22 protein-coding genes are annotated in these 23,421 nt (G+C 64.4%); 11 read left to right on the top strand and 11 right to left on the bottom strand.

Annotated features, from left to right (window positions below):
• Positions 1-28 precede the first annotated feature (28 nt).
• From cobG to CAF70_RS23605, 7 genes are all read left to right on the top strand, one after another.
• On the top strand, positions 29-1,360 hold the full coding sequence (cobG, locus tag CAF70_RS23635) for a precorrin-3B synthase (protein WP_178076424.1): 1,332 nt from the start codon (positions 29-31) through the stop codon (positions 1,358-1,360).
• On the top strand, positions 1,353-1,979 hold the full coding sequence (locus CAF70_RS23630; protein WP_039613543.1) for a precorrin-8X methylmutase: 627 nt from the start codon (positions 1,353-1,355) through the stop codon (positions 1,977-1,979). The genes cobG and CAF70_RS23630 overlap by 8 nt, the downstream gene beginning before the upstream one ends.
• Positions 1,976-2,710: a precorrin-2 C(20)-methyltransferase gene (locus CAF70_RS23625; RefSeq protein WP_178076423.1), complete on the top strand. Its 735-nt coding sequence runs from the start codon at positions 1,976-1,978 to the stop codon at positions 2,708-2,710. Before CAF70_RS23630 ends, CAF70_RS23625 begins: the two co-directional genes overlap by 4 nt.
• The gene (cobJ, locus tag CAF70_RS23620) at positions 2,698-4,395 is read left to right on the top strand and encodes a precorrin-3B C(17)-methyltransferase (RefSeq protein ID WP_085625781.1); all 1,698 of its coding nucleotides are present in this window, start codon (positions 2,698-2,700) and stop codon (positions 4,393-4,395) included. Before CAF70_RS23625 ends, cobJ begins: the two co-directional genes overlap by 13 nt.
• 93 nt (positions 4,396-4,488) lie before the next feature.
• Entirely contained in the window at positions 4,489-5,172 is a 684-nt protein-coding gene (locus CAF70_RS23615; RefSeq protein ID WP_085625780.1) for a hypothetical protein, read from the top strand.
• Positions 5,173-5,231: 59 nt separating this feature from the next.
• Complete coding sequence (locus CAF70_RS23610; protein ID WP_178076422.1) at positions 5,232-5,924, top strand: hypothetical protein; 693 nt, start codon at positions 5,232-5,234, stop codon at positions 5,922-5,924.
• Positions 5,917-6,540: a hypothetical protein gene (locus CAF70_RS23605; protein WP_085625778.1), complete on the top strand. Its 624-nt coding sequence runs from the start codon at positions 5,917-5,919 to the stop codon at positions 6,538-6,540. Before CAF70_RS23610 ends, CAF70_RS23605 begins: the two co-directional genes overlap by 8 nt.
• Here CAF70_RS23605 and CAF70_RS23600 read toward each other — a convergent pair.
• The 9 genes from CAF70_RS23600 to CAF70_RS23560 form a co-directional block, all read right to left on the bottom strand.
• Positions 6,537-7,133 (bottom strand): MarC family protein, encoded by a 597-nt coding sequence (locus CAF70_RS23600; protein ID WP_085625777.1) that lies wholly within the window; start codon positions 7,131-7,133, stop codon positions 6,537-6,539. The two genes, CAF70_RS23605 and CAF70_RS23600, sit on opposite strands and share 4 nt — an antisense overlap.
• Before the next feature lie 206 nt (positions 7,134-7,339).
• Complete coding sequence (locus CAF70_RS23595; protein WP_085625776.1) at positions 7,340-10,111, bottom strand: hybrid sensor histidine kinase/response regulator; 2,772 nt, start codon at positions 10,109-10,111, stop codon at positions 7,340-7,342.
• A gap of 144 nt (positions 10,112-10,255) precedes the next feature.
• Complete coding sequence (purD, locus tag CAF70_RS23590; RefSeq protein ID WP_085625775.1) at positions 10,256-11,551, bottom strand: phosphoribosylamine--glycine ligase; 1,296 nt, start codon at positions 11,549-11,551, stop codon at positions 10,256-10,258.
• Positions 11,552-11,686: 135 nt separating this feature from the next.
• Entirely contained in the window at positions 11,687-13,294 is a 1,608-nt protein-coding gene (gene purH / locus CAF70_RS23585) for a bifunctional phosphoribosylaminoimidazolecarboxamide formyltransferase/IMP cyclohydrolase (protein WP_085625774.1), read from the bottom strand.
• Positions 13,295-13,375: 81 nt separating this feature from the next.
• Complete coding sequence (gene fis, locus CAF70_RS23580) at positions 13,376-13,696, bottom strand: DNA-binding transcriptional regulator Fis (protein WP_012274390.1); 321 nt, start codon at positions 13,694-13,696, stop codon at positions 13,376-13,378.
• On the bottom strand, positions 13,693-14,706 hold the full coding sequence (gene dusB / locus CAF70_RS23575) for a tRNA dihydrouridine synthase DusB (RefSeq protein WP_085625773.1): 1,014 nt from the start codon (positions 14,704-14,706) through the stop codon (positions 13,693-13,695). Before dusB ends, fis begins: the two co-directional genes overlap by 4 nt.
• A 260-nt stretch (positions 14,707-14,966) precedes the next feature.
• Entirely contained in the window at positions 14,967-16,325 is a 1,359-nt protein-coding gene (locus tag CAF70_RS23570) for a DUF3426 domain-containing protein (RefSeq protein WP_085625772.1), read from the bottom strand.
• 42 nt (positions 16,326-16,367) lie between these two features.
• Positions 16,368-17,246: a 50S ribosomal protein L11 methyltransferase gene (gene prmA / locus CAF70_RS23565; RefSeq protein ID WP_085625771.1), complete on the bottom strand. Its 879-nt coding sequence runs from the start codon at positions 17,244-17,246 to the stop codon at positions 16,368-16,370.
• A gap of 182 nt (positions 17,247-17,428) precedes the next feature.
• On the bottom strand, positions 17,429-17,884 hold the full coding sequence (locus tag CAF70_RS23560) for a MaoC family dehydratase (RefSeq protein ID WP_085625770.1): 456 nt from the start codon (positions 17,882-17,884) through the stop codon (positions 17,429-17,431).
• A 143-nt stretch (positions 17,885-18,027) separates the two neighbouring features.
• On the opposite strand from CAF70_RS23560, the gene CAF70_RS23555 reads away from it, so the two are divergent.
• Genes CAF70_RS23555 through CAF70_RS23545 form a run of 3 tightly spaced genes read left to right on the top strand, consistent with a single transcriptional unit; the run spans position 18,028 to position 19,703 of the window.
• The gene (locus CAF70_RS23555; RefSeq protein WP_085625769.1) at positions 18,028-18,390 is read left to right on the top strand and encodes a CidA/LrgA family protein; all 363 of its coding nucleotides are present in this window, start codon (positions 18,028-18,030) and stop codon (positions 18,388-18,390) included.
• Positions 18,387-19,103, top strand: coding sequence for an LrgB family protein (locus CAF70_RS23550; RefSeq protein ID WP_085625768.1), 717 nt, complete (start codon positions 18,387-18,389; stop codon positions 19,101-19,103). Before CAF70_RS23555 ends, CAF70_RS23550 begins: the two co-directional genes overlap by 4 nt.
• Before the next feature lie 9 nt (positions 19,104-19,112).
• A complete protein-coding gene (locus tag CAF70_RS23545) occupies positions 19,113-19,703 on the top strand; it encodes an LON peptidase substrate-binding domain-containing protein (RefSeq protein WP_085625767.1) in 591 nt (196 codons plus the stop codon).
• Between the two features lie 128 nt (positions 19,704-19,831).
• Here CAF70_RS23545 and CAF70_RS23540 read toward each other — a convergent pair whose 3' ends face one another.
• The gene (locus tag CAF70_RS23540) at positions 19,832-21,148 is read right to left on the bottom strand and encodes a bifunctional DedA family/phosphatase PAP2 family protein (protein ID WP_085625766.1); all 1,317 of its coding nucleotides are present in this window, start codon (positions 21,146-21,148) and stop codon (positions 19,832-19,834) included.
• A 3-nt stretch (positions 21,149-21,151) separates the two neighbouring features.
• Positions 21,152-21,820 (bottom strand): DNA-3-methyladenine glycosylase, encoded by a 669-nt coding sequence (locus tag CAF70_RS23535; protein WP_085625765.1) that lies wholly within the window; start codon positions 21,818-21,820, stop codon positions 21,152-21,154.
• Between the two features lie 329 nt (positions 21,821-22,149).
• Here CAF70_RS23535 and CAF70_RS23530 point away from each other — a divergent pair, with 329 nt between their 5' ends.
• Positions 22,150-23,421, top strand: coding sequence for a glutamate-5-semialdehyde dehydrogenase (locus CAF70_RS23530; protein WP_085625764.1), 1,272 nt, complete (start codon positions 22,150-22,152; stop codon positions 23,419-23,421).

The following is a 23,421-nucleotide window of genomic DNA, read 5'->3' as shown; positions in this document are numbered from 1 at the left end:
CTTCTACACTCAAGCGCATTTTCACAGATTGCCGGACACCCCTTTGACCCAGGCCCATGCCTCCCATGTATCGCCCCGTCCCTCGGCTTGCCCGGGGTTGTGGCGTATCGTCAGTGCCCGTGATGGCGGTATATGCCGCATCAAGCTGCCGGGCGGCCTGCTGCTGGCCGAGCAGGCCGACGCGGTGGCGGCGGCTGCCGAGCGTTTCGCCGGTGGCGTAATCGAGGCCACCAACCGCAGTAACCTGCAGATTCGCGGCATTGGTGGCGAGCACCGCAGCCTGGTCGAGACACTGCTCGCTGCCGGCCTGGGTCCACGTGATGCCGCCGGTGACGATGTGCGCAACCTGATGCTCAGCCCGCTGGCCGGGCATGACCCGGCGATGCTGCTGGACGCTCGGCCACTGGCCGGGCAGATCCTCGATCTGCTGGAAGCCAACCCGCGTTTTCATCAGCTGTCGGCCAAGTTCGCCGTGCAGCTGGATGCCGGCGAAAACCTGGCCATGCTCGAGCACCCCCATGACCTGTGGCTGTCGGCCATGCGCCTGGAGCAGCGGACCTGGCTGGCGTTTGGCCTGGCGGGTTGCCCGGCAGATGGGCAGGTGCTCGGCGCGGTGCCGGCGGACCAAGGCCTGGCCCTGGTGCGTGCTGTGCTGGAGCGCTTCCTCGACCTGGCGACCCCGGCACAGTCGCGCATGCGCCAGTTGCTCGAGGTGTGTTCGGCAACCGATTTCATCGACGGGCTCGGCCTGGCCATCCGCCGCGATGCCGCCGTGCTCGCGTGGCGGCGTGAACCGCGCAGCGTCTCGTGGCTGGGCGTTCTGCCCCAGGCCCAGGGCGTTGCCTTGGGCGTTACCCCGCCGCAGGGGCGCCTGACCCCGGCCATGTTGCGTGGCGCCGCGCGTATTGCCCGTGAACGGGGCGATGGCAGCCTGCGCCTGAGCCCTTGGCAAAGCCTGGTGCTGACCAACCTGCAAGCGCAACACATCGACCACGCCCAGGCCGAGTTGTCCGCCTTGGGCCTGCTGTGCCACGACCGTGAACCGCTGGCGCGCATCAGTGCCTGCACCGGTGCCAGCGGCTGTGCCAAGGCCCTGGGCGAGACCAAGGCCGATGCCGTCACTCTGGCCGCACTGCTCGGGCCTGGCATACCCGGCAGCGTGCACTTGTCTGGTTGCCCCCGATCCTGCGCGGTGGCCCATGTTGCCCCGGCCACCCTGCTGGCCCGCGCGCCGGGCCGTTACGACCTGTACCTGCGTGATGCGCGCCAGCCGGGCTTTGGTGCCCTGCGCGCCACCGACCTTACCTTGAATGAAGCAGGCGCCATGCTCGACCTGCCGACGGAGCACCTTGATGATTGACTACATCCGCGATGGTCAGGAGATCTATCGCAACTCCTTCCGGATCATCCGCGAGGAAGCCCGACTCGAGCGGATCCCCGCAGACCTCGAGAAGCTCGCCGTGCGCGTGATCCACGCCTGTGGCATGGTCGACGCCATCGATGGCCTGCAGTTCTCCGAAGGCGCCGGCCGGGCCGGGCGCGAGGCCCTGCTGAATGGCGCGCCTATCCTGTGCGATGCGCACATGGTCGCCGAAGGCATCACCCGCGCCCGCCTGCCCGCCGACAACAAGGTCATCTGCACCCTGCGCGACCCGAGCGTGCCGGGCCTGGCGAAAGACGCCGGCAACACCCGCTCCGCCGTAGCCCTGGAGCTTTGGCGGCCGTATCTGGAAGGCAGTGTGGTGGTGATCGGCAACGCCCCTACCGCGCTGTTCTACCTGCTGGAAATGCTCGACGCCGGCGCGCCAAAGCCGGCGCTGATCCTCGGTTTCCCGGTCGGTTTCGTCGGTGCCGCCGAGTCCAAGGCCATGCTCGCCGCCGACAGCCGTGGCGTGCCGTTCGTGATCATGCAGGGCCGCCTGGGCGGCAGCGCGATGGCCGCCGCCGCGGTCAACGCCCTGGCCACGGAGGTGGAATGATGACGCCGCGTGGACGACTGCTAGGCCTGGGCGTGGGCCCTGGCGACCCTGAACTGATTACCCTCAAGGCCCTGCGCCTGCTGCGTGAAGCGCCGGTGGTCGGCTATTTCGTGGCCAAGGGCAAGCGCGGCAATGCCTTCGGCATCATCGAGGCGCACCTGCAGCCCGAGCAGACCTTGCTGCCGCTGGTTTACCCGGTCACCACCGAAGCGCTGCCAGCACCGTTGTCCTACGAACAGGTGATCAGCGACTTCTACGACGAGGCCAGCGTGCAGGTAGCCGAGCACCTGGATGCCGGCCGCGACGTAGCGGTGATCTGTGAAGGCGACCCGTTCTTTTACGGTTCCTATATGTACCTGCACGACCGCCTGGCGCAGCGCTACGAGGCCGAAGTGATCCCCGGCGTCTGCTCGATGCTCGGTGGCGCCTCGGTCCTGGGCGCCCCGCTGGTGTACCGCAACCAGAGCCTGTCGGTGCTGTCTGGCGTGTTGCCGGCCGAGGAGCTCAAGCGTCGCCTGGCCGACGCCGACGCGGCGGTGATCATGAAACTTGGCCGCAACTTCCCCAAGGTGCGTGAAGTGCTGACCGAACTGGGCCTGGACGGGCGCGCGCTGTATGTGGAGCGGGCAACCATGGCCAACCAGAAGATCGTGCCGCTGGATCAGGTCGACCCACAGTCGTCACCGTACTTTTCACTGATCATCGTGCCGGGTGAAAAATGGCAGGGCTGAACATGCACCAGGCACCGGCGATCGTCATCCTTGGCCAGGGCAGCCTGGCCACGGCGCAGCGTATCCAGCAGTGTTATCCACAAGCATCGATCCATGGCCTGGAAGGCCGGGTCGAGGGGGCCGACCTTCGCTACACCGCGTTCGGCGATACCCTGCGTGGGCTGTACCTGCAGAACACGCCGATCATCGCCCTGTGCGCGGCGGGTATCGTCATCCGCAGCCTGGCCAGCCTGCTCAGCGAGAAGGGTGTCGAGCCACCGGTACTGGCCGTGGCCGAAGACGGCAGTGCCGTAGTGCCGTTGCTGGGTGGCCTTGGCGGTGTGAACGTGATGGCGCGCGAAATCGCCGAGGCATTGGGCGTTGCCGCTGCCATCACCACCAGTGGCGAGCTGCGTTTCGGCACCTGCCTGCTGAACCCGCCGCAAGGCTATGCGCTGGCGGATATCGAGCAAGGCAAGCGCTTTGTCTCCGACCTGCTGGCTGGCGAGACGGTGCGCATCGAAGGGGACGCGCCGTGGCTGCAGCAGGCGCAGTTGCCTGCCAGTGAGGCGGCCCGGCGTATCATCCATGTGGGGCACCAGGCGCGCCCGGCCAGCCGCGATGAGTTGCTGATCCACCCGCGTTCGGTGGTAGTGGGTGTTGCCGGCGGCAGCCTGGCCAGTATCCGTGCGGCATTGCAGCAGGCCGGCATCGCCGAGCCGGCAGTGGCCTGCCTGCTGGCCGACGAGCAAGCCATGGCCGATAGTGCACTGCACGAGGCGGCACAGGCTTTGGGTGTTGCCTTGCGCTTTGCTGCGCGACCGCGTGATCTGGCCGGCATGGTTGCTGCGGCATTGCCCGCAGCGCAACTGATCGAGGTGGCTGAGGTGGTCATCGCAGTGGCGCCTGCCCCGGTCGAGGTGGCGCAGGTTGGCCGTCGTCGCGGTCGCCTGGCAGTCATCGGCCTGGGGCCGGGGGCAGCGGAGCTGATGGTGCCGGCGGTCAAGGCCGAACTCGCACGGGCCGAGGATGTGCTCGGTTACGAAACCTACGTGCGCATGGCTGGCCCGTTCCGTGACGACCAGGTGCTGCATTGCACCGACAACCGTGAAGAAATGCAGCGTGCCCGGCATGCCTTCGAACTGGCGGCCCAGGGGCGCTCGGTGGTGGTGGTCTCGTCGGGCGACCCGGGTGTGTTCGCCATGGCGGCTGCGGTACTTGAAGCGCTGCACGCGTCCGATGACCCGGTCTGGCACCGGGTGGATCTCGAGATCCTGCCGGGGGTGTCGGCCTCGCTGGCAACGGCCGCCCAGGCGGGCGCGCCGCTGGGGCATGACTTCTGCGTAATGTCGCTGTCGGACAACCTCAAACCGTGGTCGATCATTGAAAAGCGCCTGGACCTGGCGGCCCAGGCCGACCTGGTGCTGGCGTTCTACAACCCGATTTCCAAGGCCAGGCCGCACCAGCTTGGGGCAGCACTGGAGGTCGTGCGTCGGCATCGCGAGGGGAACACGCCTGTAGTCCTTGGCCGTGATATCGGTAGGCCGGGGCAGACGCTAAAGGTAGTTACCTTGGCCGAACTGCTGCCGGAAATGGTCGACATGCGCACCATGGTGTTGGTGGGCTCCTCGACAACCTGCGTATTTCCTCGCCTGGCGGGCGGGGTGTGGGCCTACACCCCACGTTGGTATCCCTCGGCTTCCTGAATACTCCGGAAAGGCTTCAGCGCTTTGCGTATCGGTCGCGCTGGCTAAGGTGGCTGCCCCTGAATCACGGGGCAACCATCGAGGAGTTTCCAGATGTCCGAAATAGCACAAGGCACCACCACCAACGATTCCGCCATCCTGGTCGAAGGCAACCTGCTGGCCTGCGGCGCTGGCATGTCTGCGCAAAGCCGTCACGATGTGAAAAATGCCTTCCACTTCGCCACGTTGGTGGCCGACAAAGCCTTCGATGCCGAAAAGCAGAGCAGGGAGTGGTACGACAAATTCGTCGATGTCATGCGTGATCTCGGCTTTACCATCCCCCGTCGCAGCTTCGAGCTGGAAACTTCGGCCGAGCTGTCTGTCACCGTAGGCGCTGTCGCTATCCGCGCGATAGGGGCTGCTGGCAATGCCATGCTGGGCGGCACGGTGCTGGGTGACCTGGCGAAGACCGCTTTCGACAAACTGACCACCGTCGAGAATGACGCCAAGGTGCTTGACCACAAGCGCAAGAACAAGGCCAGGGGCATGGTCGGCCTGGCCGCCTGTATCGAAACCGAAAACAACGATGTGGTGATGGTGGTGAGCTGCATCCAGGCCAGTGCGCCGCAACTGGACGACGACGTGCTGGGCATCCAGTGGAAGCTGGACAAGACCCACTACTACGCCGGCACCGCAGTGCTCACGCTCAATACCTTCGTCTACGACAAAATCCGCGAAACCGTGGAAAACAAACTCGGCGTGCGCAGTGTCGAGAACGTTCTCCAGTACGACATCTGATTGCAGGGCGGCGTTGTTGCAACGCCGCCTTGTTCGTTTCTTCGTGACGAGGCAACGCAATGGATAGAACAGTTGAACAACTGATGTTGATTGGCGGAACGGCATTACTGTATCCCGCGGGTACCGGCCAGATTCAACGTCAGGCCGCCTTTGACTCGATACTTTACGCACAGTTGTTGGCCAACAAGAACGCTGGGTCTCGCTTTGAAAACTACGAAGGCTGGTACGCAGCCTACCGAGATGCATACCGCCAACTGGGCTGGATCAAGCTGGCCAGTACGCATGACCTCAAACAGCTGGGGCAACCCGTGCGCAGCGCGCAGATTCAGCCACTTGAGGCATGGCTGAAAATACGCTCGATTCACCACGAGGCCGTACTGGGGGCTGTAAAGGCGGGCCTGAACCGGTCAGTTGCAGGTTTTCACCACTTGCTGAAGTTCAGCGCGCAGGACCAGGCGCAGCGTTCGCAATTGGTGGTCGAGCTTGGCCTGCTCAAGCCGGGGCCGGCGCTCGACCTTTGCAGCATCACGCTGCAGACAGACAAGCCGATCTCGGGCATCTCGCTGGACATATTGCTGCGCGAACAGCTTCTTCAGGGTGAAGCCGAGTTCAATGGGCTTTCTCTGGTGCTGGATAACGGGCGCTTCCAGCACCAGCGTGAGGAACTGCAGGCGTTGATGAAAACCAAGGATGCCCAAGGGGAATACCGGTTCGACCCCCACGCACTGTCAACAGGAGCTGATCATGAGTGAAGCCACATCTGCCGTGATCGGCGCGGGAATCGTTTCGTTCCTGCCGGGTATTTCTGCGGGGCACAGGGACAAGGTGAAACTGGCCCTGGCGATGGCCGAGCGTTCCACCGAGGCGGCGTACAGGGAAGGGCTGATCAAGGACTGGTTTGCCTACTACCGCAACCAGCTCAGGTACATGGGCTGGGACGCTGTTTCTGCCGAACAGGTGCATTGGCCAGACGAGCAGCGTGCCAGGCAAGCCGACCAGGTGCTGGAGACCATTGCCGCAACCGCTGGTGAGCACTTTGCTTCGGTAATCAGTATTTCAATGCACAAACTGCTAGCCAACCCGGCGCCTTTGCGAGAGCTGGAGCGGCGTGCCTACGAACGCCAGCACTTCCAGTTACTGCCCTGTGCGCCGGCCGGCGCCAACCGGGTTGATATGGTGCTTTATCATGAAATGGACGCGCGCTCGGCATTCAGTGCGGGCTTTATCAGCCACAAGCGCAGCCACCGGAACGTGCGTGCGGAGTTGGTACGCTTCAACCTCCTGGCATTCGAACACAGCTTTTTGCCCAAGGTGCAGGATCGCGTCGTGCAGGTTTCCTTGCAGCGCATTCTGGACTACGGCCTCTAGGGTGCCAGGTAGCCTTTGATACCGGTAAAGATGATTTGCGCAGCCAGGGCGCAGACGAACAGCCCCATCAGCCGGCTGACGATTTGCAGGCCCTGGTCGCCGAGAATGCGCTCGATACGGTGAGAGAGGTACAGCACCAGGCCCACGCTGAAGCTGGCCAGGGCGATGCTGATGATGGCCAGCAGCTTGTCATCCCAGTGTGGATGGCCCACGCCCATCACCAGCAGAGCGCCGATGGTACCCGGGCCGACGGTAAGCGGGATGGTCAGTGGCACGATGGTGACGTCTTGTTGCACGTTGTCGGCCTGTACCGCGGACTTGCCCTGGGCCATGCCCAATGCCGAGATGAACAGCACGCTACCTGCGCCGATGCGGAAGGCGTCGGCGGTGATGCCGAAGATGCCGAAGATCGCCCGCCCGAACAGGTACAGCAGGACACTGGCGACGAGCGCGGCGATGGCCACCTTCCAGGCCAGCTGCTTGCGCTCTTTGCTGGAGTGGCCGCGGGTCAGGCTGATGAAGCACGACAGCACGAAGAACGGGCTGTAGAGCACGAGCATTTTCAGGTAGACACTGAACAACTCATGGAGCATGGGGTAGCCCTGCCAGGGAAGGTGAGGGCAAGTGTAACAGCAGCATCGTGATTGTCGTCACGGGCCTCAAAACCTACGCATTAGCTGTGGGAGCGGGCAAGCCCGCGAAGCAGGCGACACGGTGGATGGCACGGGCTTCGCCCGTGTTCGCGGGCAAGCCCGCTCCCACAGGTAGTGCACAGGCCTTGAGGGGAATGCTACCCAGATCAGGAAGTATGCGCGGGATCCACCTTGGCTTCCCGATGATTGGCCCAATACTGGATCAGCTCTCGCAGCTGCGACAATTCCACCGGCTTGGCCATGTGCCCGTCCATGCCCGCCAGGCGGGCGCGTTCCTTGTGTTCGGCAAGAATGTGCGCGGTCAGCGCCACCACCGGGGTGCGCTGGCACTGATTGGCGGCTTCCCAGGCGCGCAGCTGCTGGGTGGCCGAGAAACCGTCCAGGATCGGCATCTCGCAGTCCATCAGCACCAGGTCATAGTGCTGCGCCTTCATCGCCTGCAAGGCTTCTTCGCCGTTGCTGGCGGTGTCGGGCTCAAGGTTGAGCTTGCCGAGCATACCGCGGATCACCTTGGTCGAGATGCTGTTGTCCTCGGCGACCAGCACGCGGAAGTCGCCGGGCAGGTCCAGCGCCTGAGGAACGCCGGCCAAGCTGGCCGGTACGGCTTGCTCGCGGCCGCGCTGGGCCAGTTCTTCGGCGAGTGTGGTTTTCAGCGTGTAGCCGGCCACCGGCTTGGCGAGGATCCGTTTGACCCCGGCGTTGCGGGCAATGACCTTGCTCGGCGCGTTGCTGATGCCGGTGAGCATCACCACCAGGATGTCGTGGTTCAGGCTCGGGTCTTCCTTGATCTTGGCGGCCAGCTGCATACCGGTCATGCCGGGCATGTTCTGGTCCAGCAGCACGGCATCGAAGTAGTCGCGCAGGTGGGCCTTGGTGCGCAGCAGGGCCAGGGCTTCCTTGCCCGACGGTACCGCACTGACGTTCATGCCCCAGGCACTGCACTGCTGTACCAGCACCTTGCGGCAGGTGTCGTTGTCGTCCACCACCAGTACGCGGGCATCGCGCAGCGGGCTGTCGAGGTCGGCCGGCGGCTGCTCCAGGCGCGAAGGGTCCAGCGGCAGGGTCAGCCACAGGGTGTTGCCCATGCCGGTGCTGCTCTTGATGCCGAATTCGCCCTGCATCAGGCCGATCAGTTGCTTGGCGATGACCAGCCCCAGGTGGCCGCCCAGCTTGTTGCTGGACAGGAAGTGGTGGCTGTGCAGCTCGGCCTGCAGCAAGGCTTCGCGCTCGGCGGCAGGCAACGGTTCGCCGCTGTCCTGCACGGCGATGCGCAGGCGCGGTGCCTCGCCGCGCTGGTCCAGCGCCACCACCAGCAGGATTTCGCCCTGGTCGGTGTTTTTCAGGGCATTTTCCAGCAGGCTCGACAAGGCCTGGCGCAGGCGTGTCGGATCGCCGCTGATCACCCGTGGCACTTGCGGCTGAGTGAAACTGATCAGTTCGATGTTCTGCTGTTCGGCCTTGGCGCGGAAGATGTTCAGGCAATCCTCGATCAGCGCGTTGAGGTCGAACTGCACGTCATCCAGTTCGATTTGCCGGGATTCCAGTTTGGAAATGTCGAGAATTTCGTTGATCAGCGTGAGCAGTTCATTGCCGGCGCTGTGAATGGTCTGCACGTAGTCGCGCTGTTTGACCGACAGCGGCGTGCCCAGCAACAGCTCGGTCATGCCCAGCACACCGTTCATGGGGGTGCGAATTTCGTGGCTGATCTTGGCCAGGAACTCGGCCTTGGCGTTGATCTCGGCATCGCTGGCGGCCAGGGCGCGGCTGGCGCTGAAGCGCTCCTCGCTCATGCGCCGCAGGCGTTCGCTGACCGCCAGGTTGAGCAGCAGGCCGCTGGCCACGGTCAGGCCCAGCAGGATGCATAGCAGCCAGGGTGTCGGGGTGCGGGTCAGGCCCAGTAGCGCTGGCAGCAGCACCAGGCCACCGAGGTTGAACACCGCCATGGCCAGGCTGAACAGGCGTGCGGGTGCATAGCCCTTGTACCAGTGGTAGCTGCTGACCAGCAGCATGCTCACGCTGCCCAGGGCCATCAAGGCGTAGGTCATCAGGTTGAGGGGCAGGGTATCGACGAACAGCAGCACCAGCCCGCTGACCCCGACCACCAGCATTTCGCCCTGCAGCAGGCGGTTAAGCCGTGGCGAATTGCATGGCGAGAAGAAATGCTGGGTGAAGTACAGCCCGGCCAGGCCGGCCAGGACCAGTGTCAGGTAAGCGGCGGGTGTTTGCGCGCTGTGCCACACGTGCCACCAGGGGCCGCTGAGGTTGAGCAGGATCAGGCCGCTGAGCAGCATCAGGCCGTGGTACAGCGCCAGGATAAGGGCGGTGCTGGAGCGGCTGTAGAGGAAGCGGATCAGGTTGTGCAGGATAAGCATCACCAGGCCACCGAACAGCATGCCGAACAGCAGCGGCTGGCGTTGGTCGGAGGCGGCCACGGCCGCAGGCTCCAGGCTGATGGCCGGGCGCAGCTGGTGCTCGGAAACCAGGCGCAGGTAGATATCCAGGGGTTGCCTGCTGTTGGGCAGGGCCAGTACGTGGTCGCTGCCACGCAGGGTCGGGCTGGCATTGCCGGCCTGGCGCCCGTGGTGCAGCTGGCGCAGAAGTCGGTCGCCCTCGAGGGCGTAAAGGTCCAGGCCAGACAGGTCTGGGGCGAAAACCCGCAGCAGTTGCTCCTGGTCGCCGGGTTCCAGGCGGTAGTGCAGCCACAGGGCCTGTTCCGCAGGGGCGGCATCCAGGTCGGCGAGAACCAGCGGGCTGAACTGGTTGCGGTAACGCTCGGAGCGCACGTCGCTCAGTTGCAGATTGGCCTGTTCGTCAAGCAGAACGGCCCAGCCTCCGTCAGTTTCGGCCGCAGCCGGAAACATGCAGAGCAAGGTCAGCAAGCTGACGATCAGAGCTGAGGCGATCCGAAGCCGACGCACTACGAAATCCCTTCTTAGCCAAAGTGCCGGGTATTAACTATGCGCGGCGCGCCAAGTCGAAGGCAAGGCCCCTTGGGGCCCTGTCGACGAGCCGGATGCCGCAGGCGCAAAGTGCCGGGGCGCGCTGCGGCAAGCCGGTACAACTTACTGCTGGTGCTCACCGCGCTCGCGGGCAATGGCCCGGTAGCCGATGTCGGTGCGGTAGAAGCTGCCGTTCCAGCTTACTTCCTTGGCCAGGCGGTAAGCCTGCTGCTGTGCGTCGGCAACAGTGCTGCCCATGGCGGTGGCACACAGGACGCGACCGCCGTTGGTGACCACTTGGCCATCCTTGAGCGCGGTACCGGCATGGAATACCTTGCCTTCGATCTTCGCGGCAGCGTCCAGGCCCTTGATCGCATCGCCCTTGGCGTAGTCGCCCGGGTAACCGCCGGCAGCCAGCACCACGCCCAGGCTCGGGCGCGGGTCCCACTGCGCTTCGACTTTGTCCAGCGCCTTGGCGAACGCGGCCTCGACCAGCAGTACCAGGCTCGACTCCAGGCGCAGCATGACCGGCTGGGTCTCTGGGTCGCCGAAGCGGCAGTTGAACTCGATGACTTTGGGGTTGCCCGCCTTGTCGATCATCAGGCCGGCGTAAAGGAAGCCGGTGTAGACGTTGCCTTCCTCGGCCATGCCGCGCACGGTCGGCCAGATCACCTGGTCCATCACGCGCTGGTGCACTTCGGCGGTGACCACCGGGGCAGGCGAGTAGGCACCCATGCCGCCGGTGTTCGGGCCGGTGTCCTGGTCGCCGACGCGCTTGTGGTCCTGGCTGGTGGCCATGGGCAGCACGTTCTGGCCGTCGACCATGACGATGAAGCTGGCTTCCTCGCCGTCGAGGAACTCTTCGATGACCACGCGGGAACCCGCATCGCCGAAGGCGTTGCCGGCCAGCATGTCACGCACGGCGGCTTCGGCTTCTTCCAGGGTCATGGCGACGATCACGCCCTTGCCCGCGGCCAGGCCGTCGGCCTTGATCACGATCGGCGCACCTTTTTCCTGCAGGTAGGCCAGCGCCGGCTCGATTTCGGTGAAATTCTGGTAGTCGGCGGTGGGGATCTTGTGACGCGCCAGGAAGTCTTTGGTGAAGGCCTTGGAGCCTTCCAGCTGCGCCGCGCCCTTGGTCGGGCCGAAGCAGTCCAGGCCGCGGCTGCGGAACAGGTCGACCACGCCGATGACCAGCGGCGCTTCAGGGCCGACGATGGTCAGGTCGACGTGCTTCTCGGCGAAGTCAGCCAGTTGCTCCAGGGCGCACACGTCGATGGCAACGTTCTCGCACTTGGGCTCGATGGCGGTGCCGGCGTTGCCCGGGGCAACGAAGACTTTCTCGACGCGTGGGTCCTGGGCGACTTTCCAGGCCAGGGCGTGCTCACGGCCGCCGCTGCCGATGATCAAAACTTTCATGTCAATACCTCTGTTTGGCGGCAGATCTCGTACCCTGTGGGAGCGGGTTCACCCGCGAATACGGCGGTGAACCCAGCATCGCATTCGCGGGTGAACCCGCTCCCACAGGGGCCGAGGGTCGGCCGGCCATCTTGATTAGTGGCGGAAGTGGCGCATGCCGGTGAACACCATGGCGATGCCGGCTTCGTCAGCGGCAGCAATCACCTCGGCATCACGCATCGAACCACCCGGCTGGATCACGGCGCTGATACCCACTTTAGCCGCGTTGTCGATGCCATCACGGAACGGGAAGAACGCATCCGACGCCATGACGGCGCCCTGCACTTGCAGGCCGGCATGCTCGGCCTTGATTGCTGCAATGCGCGCGGAGTTGACGCGGCTCATCTGGCCGGCGCCGACGCCGATGGTCTGGCGCTGCTTGGCGTAGACAATGGCGTTGGACTTGACGAACTTGGCCACTTTCCAGGCAAACACCAGGTCGTGGATCTCTTGCTCGGTCGGCGCACGCTTGGTGACGATCTTCAGGTCATCGGCAGTGATCATGCCGATATCGCGGCTCTGCACCAGCAGGCCACCGTTGACGCGCTTGAAGTCCCAACCGGCAGCGCGCTCGGCTGGCCACTCGCCGCATTCCAGCAGGCGTACGTTCTGCTTGGCGGCAACCACGTCGCGGGCGGCCTGGGAGATTTTCGGGGCGATGATCACTTCGACGAACTGGCGGTCGACGATGGCCTTGGCGGTTTCGCCGTCCAGTTCGCGGTTGAAGGCGATGATGCCGCCGAACGCCGACTCGGTGTCGGTGGCGTAGGCCAGGTCGTAGGCCTTGCGGATGCCGCCTTCGTCTTCTGGCACCACGGCCACGCCGCACGGGTTGGCATGCTTGACGATCACGCAGGCCGGCTTGACGAAGCTCTTCACGCACTCCAGTGCGGCGTCGGTGTCGGCCACGTTGTTGAACGACAGTTCCTTGCCCTGCAACTGGATGGCAGTGGAAACGCTCGCTTCGCCTTTCTTCGCTTCTACGTAGAACGCCGCGCTCTGGTGCGGGTTCTCGCCATAACGCATTTCCTGGGCCTTGACGAACTGGCTGTTGAAGGTGCGCGGGAACTCGCTGCGGCCTTCAGTGCTCAAGGTCTCTTTGGCCTGGTCGATGGTGCCCATGTAGTTGGCGATCATGCCGTCGTAGGCAGCGGTGTGTTCGAACGCCTTGAGCATCAGGTCGAAGCGCTGGGCATAGGTCAGGCCGCCGGCCTTGAGGCCTTCGACGATGCCGGCGTAGTCGCTGGCGTTGACCACGATGGCCACGTCCTTGTGGTTCTTGGCAGCCGAACGGACCATGGTCGGGCCGCCGATGTCGATGTTCTCGATGGCGGTCGGCAGGTCACAGCCAGGCTTGGCAATGGTCGCTTCGAACGGGTACAAGTTTACCGCTACCAGGTCGATCGGCTTGATGCCGTGCTCGTTCATGATGGCGTCGTCGGTGCCGCGACGGCCGAGGATGCCGCCGTGGATTTTCGGGTGCAGGGTCTTGACCCGGCCATCCATCATTTCGGCGAAGCCGGTGTAGTCGGCCACTTCCACCGCGTTGACGCCGTTGTCCTTGAGCAGCTTGTAGGTGCCGCCGGTGGACAGGATCTCGACACCGAGCTGCTGCAGCTCACGGGCGAATTCGAGGATACCGGTCTTGTCGGAGACGCTGATCAGGGCGCGGCGGACTGGCAGGCGGGTAGTCTGGTCGGTCATTTCGGGTTCCAATAACGCGGTGGAGTCAGCAAAAAAGGCGCCTCTGTTCAGGGAGCCGCCTTTTCTGGTTGGGATTCTGGCTTACAACAAGTCGTACTGCTTGAGCTTCTTGCGCAGGGTGCCTCGGTTCAGCCCGAGCATCTCGCTGGCCTTGGTCTGGTTGCCCTTTACGTAGTTCATCACGCTTTCGAGCAGGGGCGCCTCGACTTCGGAGAGCACCAGGTTGTACACGTCCGTCACGGTCGCGCCTTCCAGGTGGGCGAAGTAGTTGTGCAGCGCCTTCTCGACGCTGTCGCGAAGGGTCTGGCCCTCTTCGCTCGGCGTGTTGAGGTGCTGTTTCAGGTTGGCGTTGTCGCTCACGGGCGTTGTTCCACTCACAAATGTCTCGGTCATCATCGTCATGCGGCCACCCCTTGTCCGTCCTCTGTCTCAAGGCTCTGTCGACGTTCGCTGAAAAACGCGCGAACGTTGGCGCACTGCGCTTGTGTGTCTTCCAAAGCGTTGAACCGGGAGCGAAACTCCTTGCCGCCGGGTCGTGTTGCCAGGTACCAGCCAACGTGCTTGCGGGCGATACGTACGCCCATCACATCGCCATAGAAGGCATGCAGCGCGGCCAGGTGCTCCAGCAGGATGCGTTCCACTTCGTCCAGCTGCGGCGCTGGCAGGTGTTCGCCAGTGCGCAGGTAATGCTCGATCTCGCGAAAGATCCATGGCCGCCCCTGGGCGGCCCTGCCGATCAACAAGCCATCGACCCCGGTGGCATCCAGCACCGCCCGGGCCTTTTCTGGCGAGGTGATATCGCCGTTGGCAAAAACCGGGATCGACACCGCCTGCTTGATGGCAGCGATGGTGTCGTATTCGGCTTCGCCGGTGTAAAGGTCGGCGCGTGTGCGGCCATGTACCGCCAGCGCCTGGATGCCGGACTGCTCGGCGATCCTCGCCACGTTCAGACCGTTCTTGTTCGCCCGGTCCCAACCGGTGCGGATCTTCAGGGTCACCGGAACGTCCACGGCGCCTACCACGGCGTGGAGGATCTCGCTGACCAAGGCTTCATCTCTCAATAAAGCAGAGCCTGCGGCTTTGTTGCAGACTTTTTTTGCCGGGCAGCCCATGTTGATATCAATGATCTGGGCGCCCGCTTCGACGTTGGCCTTTGCCGCCGCTGCCATCATCTGCGCATCACCACCGGCGATCTGTACCGAGCGTGGCTCGGGATCACCTTCATGGATGCGGCGCAGGCTCGACTTGCGGCTGTTCCACAGGCTCATGTCGCTGGAAACCATTTCCGACACCACCATGCCGGCGCCCAGGCGCTGGCAAAGCGTACGGAAAGGCTGGTCCGTGACCCCGGCCATGGGCGCGAGGATCAGGTTGTTACGTAGTGTGTATGGGCCGATGCGTACCGCCGACATAGGTGATCCCTGTTGTGGGGCCGAATCTTGGAGTTCGAAAAAGGGTTGGCATGATACCCGCTCTCGATGACCGGATAAAGATGGATTTGGATAAAATCTGAACAGCTGTCGGCTTATGACATTTGGTATGGGAAGGCTTGGGGGTTGCTCGGCACCCTATGGGAACGGGCGAGCCCGCGAACACGGGCGGAGCCCGTGCCATCCACCGCGGCGCCTGGTTCGCGGGCTTGCTCGCTCCCACAAAGGGGCGAGACTGGTGGTTATTCCGGCGAGCGGAAGCTCAAGCTGTAGTTCACGGCCTTCGGCCCCGGGTCGAGGATGTCCAGGGCGATATGGATCGGGGTCTGGCTGGGCATTTCGCCACGTCCGGCCAGTTCGCCCGACAGGTACTCGCTGGGCTTGAAGCGCCGGCTGGCGATCAGCTGGCCATTGAGGTCGGCAAAGCGCAGCTCCAGCAGCGGGAACGGCTGGGCGAATGGTGCGCGGTTGTAGATGATCGCGTCGACGATCAGCGCGCCCTTGAAGTCCGGGTGGCTGCGTACCACCAGGTTGCTGCTCTTGATTCGGCCGATATCGACGCGGGTCGGTACCTCGCAGCCGATCGACGGGCAGATTTGCTGGAACAGCGGCCGGTACTGGTCCTGGCGGGCCATTTCGTCGAAGTGGAACCACACATACTGGAACGCCAGCAGGCCAGCGGCCAGCAGGGTCAGAAAGCCCCACAGCAGGCGTTTGCCCCAGTTGGGCGCGGGCTTTTCCCAGTCCAGTTGCAGCGGGTCGTCGACCACATCGACCAGCGGCTCCTTGCGCGCCGGGCGCTCGGCTTTGCCGGCAAGGCCAGGTTCCAGGCGTTCGCCGGGTAGCGGCTCGGCAGGGTCGTCATCGCGCGCCGACAGGTGCAGTGCCAGCGGCTCGTCATCGCGGGCGCTCAGACCCGGCTCCGGGACGTCGTCATCACTGGCGCGCAGCGGTTCGTCGAATTCAGGGTGGTCGGCGATTTCGGCGGCGCGGCGTACCGGCGGCTCGTCATCGATGTCCAGGTCCAGGTTGCCGCCCAGGGTCGGCTCGGTGCGCTCGCCGGGGGCGGGCTCCAGGTCCAGCTCAAGGTTCGGCTCCCGCAGCAGCACGGGGGCGGGTTCGGCTGCCTTCGGAGTCTCGAAAGGCTCGTCGGTCGCCGTGCCGAACAAGTCATCGCCATGCTCGTCCGGCTGCAGCTCGTCGCGCCGCGCCTGCAGCCCGTCATCCTGGTTGGCCTGGCTTGCCGGTGCTGGTTGGCTGCGACGCTCCAGGCGCTCCAGCTCCTTGTCGAGGTCAAGGGCGTCCAGCGCCTGGGCCGTGAGCGCCCAGTCCTCGGCAGAGGTATTGCGCTCGCTGCTGGCAGGCTCAGGGGCGGCGGCGGGCTCTACCGTCGGCTCGGCAGGCGCCGCAGGTGCCGGGGCTGGCGCGACCGCTGTGTCGGCCGCCCCGGGACGGCTCTGTTCCAGCAATTGCCTGGCGGCGTTGAACACCTGCAGGCAGTGGCCACAGCGCACTACGCCGCGGGCCACGCTCAACTGGTGGTGGGTGACGCGAAAGCTGGTCTGGCAATGCGGGCACTGGGTGACGAAACTGTCGGTCATGCGGCGATCCGGGAGCTGTGCAGAAAAGTATTCTAGGCCTGCTTAACGGCGGCGACCACTGATGCGTACCCAGCCGTCGCGCACGACGATCGGGTCCAGCTCGAAGTCGGCGGCATACGCGGCGGCCACTTCCTCACCTTGTTCGGCGAGGATACCCGACAGCGCCAGCAGGCCACCTGGGCGGACCAGGCCGGACAGTTGCGGTGCCAGCGACACCAGCGGGCCGGCGAGGATGTTGGCGACCAGTACATCGGCCTGCATGGCCGGCATGTGCTCGGGCAGGTACAGCGCCAGCTTGTCGTCGGCGATGCCGTTGCGCTGGGCGTTGTCGCGCGAAGCCTCGATGGCCTGCACATCGATGTCGGTACCGACCGCCTCGCGGGCGCCCAGCAGCAGCGCGGCAATCGCCAGGATGCCCGAGCCGCAGCCGAAGTCCAGCACCTGGGTGCCTTCGAGCTGCTGGCCGTCGAGCCATTCCAGGCACAAGGCTGTGGTCGGGTGGGTGCCGGTGCCGAACGCCAGGCCCGGGTCAAGCAGCAGGTTTACCGCGTCCTGTTCCGGGGCCTCGTGCCAGCTGGGCACGATCCACAGGCGGCGGCCGAAGCGCATTGGCTGGAAGTTGTCCATCCAGCTGCGTTCCCAGTCCTGATCCTCGATCACCTCGGCCTGGTGCTCGGGCAGTTCGGCGCCGGTCAGCAGGCGCAGGTGGGAGAACACCTGCTCGGGCTCGGCATCGGCCTCGAACAGGGCCAGCAGGTGGGTATGCGACCACAGCGGAGTGGTGTTGAGGTCTGGCTCGAAGATCGGTTGATCCTCGGCATCCATGAACGTGACCGAGACAGCACCCACTTCAAGCAGGGCGTCTTCGTAGGTTTCGGCTTGTTCCGGGCTGATGGCCAGGCGTACTTGCAGCCAGGGCATGGCGGGCACCTTTGGTAAATCGACAGGGGCAGCCCTAGGCTGCGCGAAGGCTGGCAGTTTACGCGAGTGCGGTGGGTTTGTAGAGGAGGCCGGAACACCGTGCCGGCTTCTTCGCGGGCACGCCCGCTCCCACAGGCATTGCGCGAACTCTGTGGGAGCGGGCGTGCCCGCGAATGGCTCAATCAGACAAAGCAGAGGGAAAGCGACTCAGCTATATAAGCAGGCTTCTCTTCACCGTCGATCTCCAGCGTGGCAATCGCCTTGAGCAACCACTGCCCCGGTCTCTTCTCTGTCACCTCGGCCAGGTCTACCTTGAGCCGTACCTGGCTGTCGACCTTGACCGGCTGGATGAACCGCACGCTGTCCAGGCCGTAGTTCACTACCATCTTCAGCCCTTGCGGCAGTATCAGGATGTCCTCGATCAGCTTGGGAATCAGCGACAACGTCAGGAAACCGTGGGCTATCGTGCTGCCAAACGGGGTTTTCGCCGCCTTTTCCGGGTCGACATGGATGAACTGGAAATCACCCGTCGCCTCGGCGAACAGATTGATGCGCTGCTGGTCGATCTTCAGCCAGGCCGAGCGGCCCAGTTCCTTACCAACGTACTGCGAAAGCTCTGTAACCGGTACATAGGGCATCGCGGACTCTCCGGGTTGTCAGTTGGTACGAAAGTGCAAGATCAGCACGGCGAACCGTTTCAGTCAAGTTGCGCGCTTTTCGACGAATATCGGTATATGGCGGCACGTGCTTATAATGGCGGCCATGCCCTAGGGAGATGCTTATGCTGTTGCGTGGTTTGACCTGGCTGGTGCTGTTCCAACTGCTGGGGACGGCAATCAACCACCTGTTGGTGCCGTTTCTGCCGGGGCCGATCATCGGCCTGTTGCTGCTGTTATGCTTCCTCATGGCCCGTGGTGAGGTGGGCAAACCGCTGAATGAAGCCGCCAGCAGCCTGCTGCGTTACCTGCCGCTGTTGCTGGTACCGCCGGCAGTGGGGGTGATGGTGTATGCCAGGGACATCGCCGCCGACTTCTGGGCCATAGCCGGTGCCTTGCTGATCTCCTGCCTGGTGACCCTGGTGTTCGTCGGCGTGTTGATGCAAAAGCTTATCCACCGCCAGGGCCGGCGTGAGGAGCAGCCATGATGCTCGACTGGCAAGGCGCGCTGGATGCGGTCGTTCATCATCCCTTGTTCGGTATCGGCATCACGCTTGGGGCCTATCAGCTGGTGCTGGCGGCCTACGAGAAGACCCGCTGGATTTTCCTGCAGCCGGTACTGGTGTCGATGTTGCTGGTGATCGGCGTGCTGCTGGTGTGTGGCATCGACTACAGCGAATACCGCAAAAGCACCGAAATCCTGAACATCCTGCTGGGGCCGGCCACCGTGGCCCTGGCCGTGCCGCTTTACCTCAATCTGCGGCGTATCCGGCAGCTGTTCTGGCCCACATTTACTACGCTGGTAGTCGGAGGTCTGTTCGCCACGCTGTGCTGCCTGTTGCTGGGCTGGTGGTTCGGAGCCGAGCACATGATCCTGATGACCATGGCGCCGAAGTCGGTGACCTCGCCGATTGCCATGCTGGTGGCCGAACAGATTGGCGGCGTGGCGGCCCTGGCGGCGGTATTCGTGCTGATTACCGGGGTGATCGGGGCCATCTTCGGCCCGGCGCTGCTGAGCCGCTTTGGCGTGCACAGCCCCGAGGCGCGCGGCATGTCCCTGGGCGTGACCGCGCACGCGGTGGGCACTTCGGTGGCCCTGCAGGAAAGTGACGAATGCGGCGCCTTTGCCGCGCTGGCGATGAGCCTGATGGGGGTGGCCACGGCGGTGTTCCTGCCGCTGGCGGTCAGCCTGGTGGCTTGAGGACTTGTAATGACGCTACCGCTGTTTCCCCTCAATACCGTGCTGTTTCCCGGTTGTTTCCTGGATTTGCAGATTTTCGAGGCGCGCTACCTGGACATGATCGGGCGCTGCATGAAGCGGGGCGAAGGTTTTGGTGTGGTGTGCATCCTGGAAGGTGAGCAGGTCGGCAAGGCGCCGCCGGTGGTCGCCTCGATCGGCTGTGAGGCGCTGATCCGCGATTTCGTGCAGCAGGATAACGGCTTGCTGGGTATCCGGGTGGAAGGTGTGCGGCGCTTTAACCTGGAAAGCACCGAGGTGCAGAGGGACCAGTTGCTGGTGGGGCAGGTGCAATGGTTGCCGGAGCAGGCGGACAGCCCGTTGCTCGAAGCGGACGAAGACCTCCTGGCGTTGTTGGTGGCCCTGGGCGAGCACCCGATGGTCGAAGCCCTGGACATGCCGCGCCCGGTGGACGGGCGCCAGGCGTTGTCCAACCAGCTGGCGTACCTGCTGCCGTTCATGGAAGAGGACAAGCTGGATTTGCTCAGCCTCGACTCGCCACAGGAGCGGTTGGGCGAGATCCAGAAGCTGCTGGAGCGGATTCAGGGAGAGCTGTTTGCCTGATCAGCCTTCACTGCCTGTGCCGGCCTCTTCGCGGGCTTGCCCGCTCCCACAGGTACTGCATAAGGCTTGAGAGCGACGCTATCTCTGTGGGAGCGGGCAGGCCCGCGAAGAGGCCAGTACAGGCAATATCAATACTGATACCGCAGCAAAGCCTGCGGCAGCGCATGCATGGCAAAGAACGCCAGCAGCGCGACACAGGCCGGCAACACCAGCCACCACACCCGCAGCGGCAAGGCAGGCAGCGTCTGGTGACGCTGCACCAGGGTCAGGCTGAGCGCACACACGCAGCACGCCAGCAGGGCCCCGGCGAGAATGTCGGTTGGCCAGTGCGCCCCCAGATACACCCGTGACAGGGCAATCGCCAGTGCCGGAATGCAACCCAGCATCACCCAGGTGAGGCGCATCCGCGGCGGCTGCCCGCGCCCGGCCAGCACCGCCATCACCAGGAAGAACGCAAATGCCGCCGAGCTGTGCCCGCTGGGCATGCTGTAGCTGGTCAACGGATCGCTCAGCACTTCCGGCCGGGCACGGGCGAACAGCCATTTCAGCGTACCGTTTGCAAGCGCCGTCCCCATCAGTGCCCCCGAAGCGAACATGGCATGTCGCCACTGTCGGGCAAGCAGCAGCAGGCCGGTCAGCAGGCCGCCGAGGAACAGCTGGGTGCGGAAATCGCCCAGGCGGGTCACCAGCACCACGGCGCCATCGATGGCCTGACTGCGGTGCTCCTGAACCAGTGTCATCACGCCCTGATCGAATTCATGCAGGTAGGGCCAGCCGAGGAATACCGCGGCCAAGGCAAGGAAGCTCATGCCGGCGATCAGCCGGGTGCCGTGGCGTTGATCGCGAAGGCTGGTGTTCAGGCTCAGCCCGATGATGACGGCCAGGGTGCCGGCGATAATCCCGGCATCCAGCCAGAAGCCTTCCGGCAAGGGCAGACGCATGGCTGCACCGGTAGCCCAGCCGGGCAGCAGGTAGGCCACCGCCCAGCCGGCCCCGGCCACCAGGCTGACGGCGATAAAGCGCGGCAGCGGCATGTCGAACATGCCGGCAACCATCGGCAGCATCGGCCGCAGCGGCCCGATGAAGCGCCCTACCAGCAGACTGGCGATGCCATAGCGCTGGAAATAGGCCTCGGCGCTGCCGATCCATTCCGGATGGTGGCGCAGCAGGGGCAAGCGGCGAATGTTCTGGTGGAAATACTTGCCCACCGTGTACGACACGGCATCGCCCACCAGGCCACCGAGAAAGCCCAGCAGTAACGTTTCGCCCAGGCTGAAGGCGCCATTACCGGCCAGTACCGCGACGGCGAACAGCAGCACGGTGCCTGGCACGATGATGCCGGCAATGGCCAGGCACTCGATGCAGGCCACCAGGAAAATCGCCAGGCCAAGCCACTGCGGGTTGGCGCTGAGCCAGCCGGTCAGGCTGTCGAGCCATTGGCCCATGGTTCAGCTTCCTTGTTCGAGAATGAAGAAATCGCGGCCTTCGACCTGGCCGCGACGTAACGGGTTTCGTGTGCAGAAACGGGCATATTCGGCATCGACGAACCGGTAGGGCAGGTGCTCGTCGCGTCCCTGCGGGATGCCCAGGCGGGCGGCCTGGATAATCCGTGGCACGGCATTGCCGCAATCCTCCACGTACAGGCGCTCGGCGTCGAAACGCTGGGCGTCCCAGTGCGGCACCTTCAGGCCCAGGGCCCGGCACAGCAAGGTCTGGCCGGCGCACAGGCGCTCGGCCGGGCGGAGGTTGCCGCTGGCATCGGGGTTGTTCAGTTGCATCTGTGCCAGGCTGTTCGGCCCCGAGCGGGCGTCCAGCCAAGGATAGGCGGACTTGATCAGCACCGCGTTACCCGGCCCGTGGGCGCTGAAGTTCAATGAGTCGCCGCCGCGCGCGTAGTACATATAGATGTGCCCGCCATCGAGGAACAGCGCCTTGCGTTTTTCGGTGTAGCCGAGCGAGGCGTGGCTGCCTTTGTCGGTGAGGTAGTAGGCCTCGGTCTCGATGATGCGCGCAGCCAGCCACAGGTTGCCTTGGCGATGGCGGATGACTTTGCCCAGCAGGGCCTTGGCCAGGGTCTGGGCGTCGCGGTCGAAAAAACTGTCGGGCAAGGCTGGCATGCGGGCGGTTCGCGGTTGAGGAGGCGGGGATGATAACAATGAATGGCTTAATCGAGGCTGAATCGAGTGGAATGTTGGTTGTGCAGGTCCTTTCGCGGGCATGCCCGCTCCCACAGGTACTCCACAGGGCTCAGGGCCTTGTGCAATCACTGTGGGAGCGGGCGCGCCCGCGAAAGGGCCGCAACAGGAGAAGAATTTTCGATAACCCCGGTTACATCTTTCCTACACAATGCCCCAGCCAATTTCTACCATCCGCCACCCGCCGCTGGGCGTACACCTGCGCGGCAGTTATAATCAGCCGATTTCCCCTTCGCCAAGACACCGAACCCATGACTGAGTCCGTTCTTGACTATATGACCCGCCTGGGTCGCGCTGCCCGTGAAGCTTCCCGGGTGATCGGCCGTGCCAGCACCGCGCAGAAGAACCGCGCCCTGCAGGCTGCCGCCGACGCACTGGACGCCGCGCGTGCCGAGCTGACCGCTGCCAACGAGCTGGACTTGGCCGCCGGCCGTGCCAACGGCCTGGAGCCGGCGCTGCTTGACCGTCTGGCGCTGACTCCGGCGCGTATCGACGGCATGATCACCGGCCTGCGCCAGGTGGCCAGCCTGCCGGACCCTGTCGGTGCCATCCGCGACATGAGCTACCGCCCATCGGGCATTCAGGTCGGCAAGATGCGCACGCCGCTGGGGGTGATCGGGATCATCTACGAATCACGCCCGAACGTGACCATTGATGCCGCCAGCCTGTGCCTGAAGTCGGGTAACGCGACCATCCTGCGTGGCGGCTCCGAAGCCATCCACTCCAACCGCGCCATCGCCACCTGCATCCAGCGTGGGCTGGCCGCCGCCGGCCTGCCGGCAGCCGTGGTGCAGGTGGTCGAGACCACCGACCGCGAAGCCGTGGGCGCGCTGATCAGCATGCCGGAGTTCGTCGACGTCATCGTGCCGCGTGGTGGCCGTGGCCTGATCGAACGCATCAGCCGCGATGCCCGCGTGCCGGTAATCAAGCACCTGGACGGTATCTGCCACGTCTACGTCAGCCGGCATGCCGACCTGGACAAGGCCTGGCGCGTGGCGTTCAACGCCAAGACGTACCGCTACGGCATCTGTGGCGCCATGGAAACCCTGCTGGTCGACCAGCAGGTGGCCGAGCGCTTCCTGCCGGAAATGGCCCGCCGCTTCCTGGAGAAGGGCGTCGAGCTGCGTGGCTGCGAGCGCACCCGGTCGATCATCGACGCCAAGCCGGCCACCGAGGCCGACTGGCACACCGAGTACCTGGACGCGATCCTGGCGATCCGCGTGGTTGAAGGCCTGGACCAGGCCATCGAGCACATCAACCACTACGGCTCGCATCACACCGATTCGATTATCAGCGAACACCAGGGTGAAGCCCGCCAGTTCATGGCCGAAGTCGACTCGGCGTCGGTCATGCTCAATACCCCGACTTGCTTCGCCGACGGCTTCGAGTACGGCCTGGGCGCGGAAATCGGCATTTCCACCGACAAGCTGCATGCCCGTGGCCCGGTCGGCCTGGAAGGCCTGACCTGCGAGAAGTACGTCGTGATCGGCGACGGCCAGCTGCGCGGCCAGGAGTCCTGCTGA

The organism is Pseudomonas sp. B19(2017) (assembly GCF_002113165.1).
Classification (GTDB): Bacteria; Pseudomonadota; Gammaproteobacteria; order Pseudomonadales; family Pseudomonadaceae; genus Aquipseudomonas.
Note: the sequence above shows the minus strand (reverse complement) of the source record. Positions and strands in the feature narration are given on the sequence as shown.

Excerpts from the sequence above, each read along its gene's own strand:
- CAF70_RS23560 (WP_085625770.1), bottom strand. The coding sequence starts at position 17,884 with ATGCCCTATGTACCGGTTACAGAGCTTTCGCAGTACGTTGGTAAGGAA.
- fis (WP_012274390.1), bottom strand. The coding sequence starts at position 13,696 with ATGACGATGATGACCGAGACATTTGTGAGTGGAACAACGCCCGTGAGC.
- CAF70_RS23605 (WP_085625778.1), top strand. The coding sequence starts at position 5,917 with ATGAGTGAAGCCACATCTGCCGTGATCGGCGCGGGAATCGTTTCGTTC.
- CAF70_RS23600 (WP_085625777.1), bottom strand. The coding sequence starts at position 7,133 with ATGCTCCATGAGTTGTTCAGTGTCTACCTGAAAATGCTCGTGCTCTAC.
- CAF70_RS23630 (WP_039613543.1), top strand. The coding sequence starts at position 1,353 with ATGATTGACTACATCCGCGATGGTCAGGAGATCTATCGCAACTCCTTC.
- purD (WP_085625775.1), bottom strand. The coding sequence starts at position 11,551 with ATGAAAGTTTTGATCATCGGCAGCGGCGGCCGTGAGCACGCCCTGGCC.
- CAF70_RS23540 (WP_085625766.1), bottom strand. The coding sequence starts at position 21,148 with ATGGGCCAATGGCTCGACAGCCTGACCGGCTGGCTCAGCGCCAACCCG.
- CAF70_RS23625 (WP_178076423.1), top strand. The coding sequence starts at position 1,976 with ATGATGACGCCGCGTGGACGACTGCTAGGCCTGGGCGTGGGCCCTGGC.
- purH (WP_085625774.1), bottom strand. The coding sequence starts at position 13,294 with ATGACCGACCAGACTACCCGCCTGCCAGTCCGCCGCGCCCTGATCAGC.
- CAF70_RS23530 (WP_085625764.1), top strand. The coding sequence starts at position 22,150 with ATGACTGAGTCCGTTCTTGACTATATGACCCGCCTGGGTCGCGCTGCC.
- cobJ (WP_085625781.1), top strand. The coding sequence starts at position 2,698 with ATGGCAGGGCTGAACATGCACCAGGCACCGGCGATCGTCATCCTTGGC.
- CAF70_RS23535 (WP_085625765.1), bottom strand. The coding sequence starts at position 21,820 with ATGCCAGCCTTGCCCGACAGTTTTTTCGACCGCGACGCCCAGACCCTG.
- CAF70_RS23615 (WP_085625780.1), top strand. The coding sequence starts at position 4,489 with ATGTCCGAAATAGCACAAGGCACCACCACCAACGATTCCGCCATCCTG.
- CAF70_RS23545 (WP_085625767.1), top strand. The coding sequence starts at position 19,113 with ATGACGCTACCGCTGTTTCCCCTCAATACCGTGCTGTTTCCCGGTTGT.
- CAF70_RS23555 (WP_085625769.1), top strand. The coding sequence starts at position 18,028 with ATGCTGTTGCGTGGTTTGACCTGGCTGGTGCTGTTCCAACTGCTGGGG.
- dusB (WP_085625773.1), bottom strand. The coding sequence starts at position 14,706 with ATGTCGGCGGTACGCATCGGCCCATACACACTACGTAACAACCTGATC.
- CAF70_RS23610 (WP_178076422.1), top strand. The coding sequence starts at position 5,232 with ATGGATAGAACAGTTGAACAACTGATGTTGATTGGCGGAACGGCATTA.
- prmA (WP_085625771.1), bottom strand. The coding sequence starts at position 17,246 with ATGCCCTGGCTGCAAGTACGCCTGGCCATCAGCCCGGAACAAGCCGAA.
- CAF70_RS23570 (WP_085625772.1), bottom strand. The coding sequence starts at position 16,325 with ATGACCGACAGTTTCGTCACCCAGTGCCCGCATTGCCAGACCAGCTTT.
- CAF70_RS23550 (WP_085625768.1), top strand. The coding sequence starts at position 18,387 with ATGATGCTCGACTGGCAAGGCGCGCTGGATGCGGTCGTTCATCATCCC.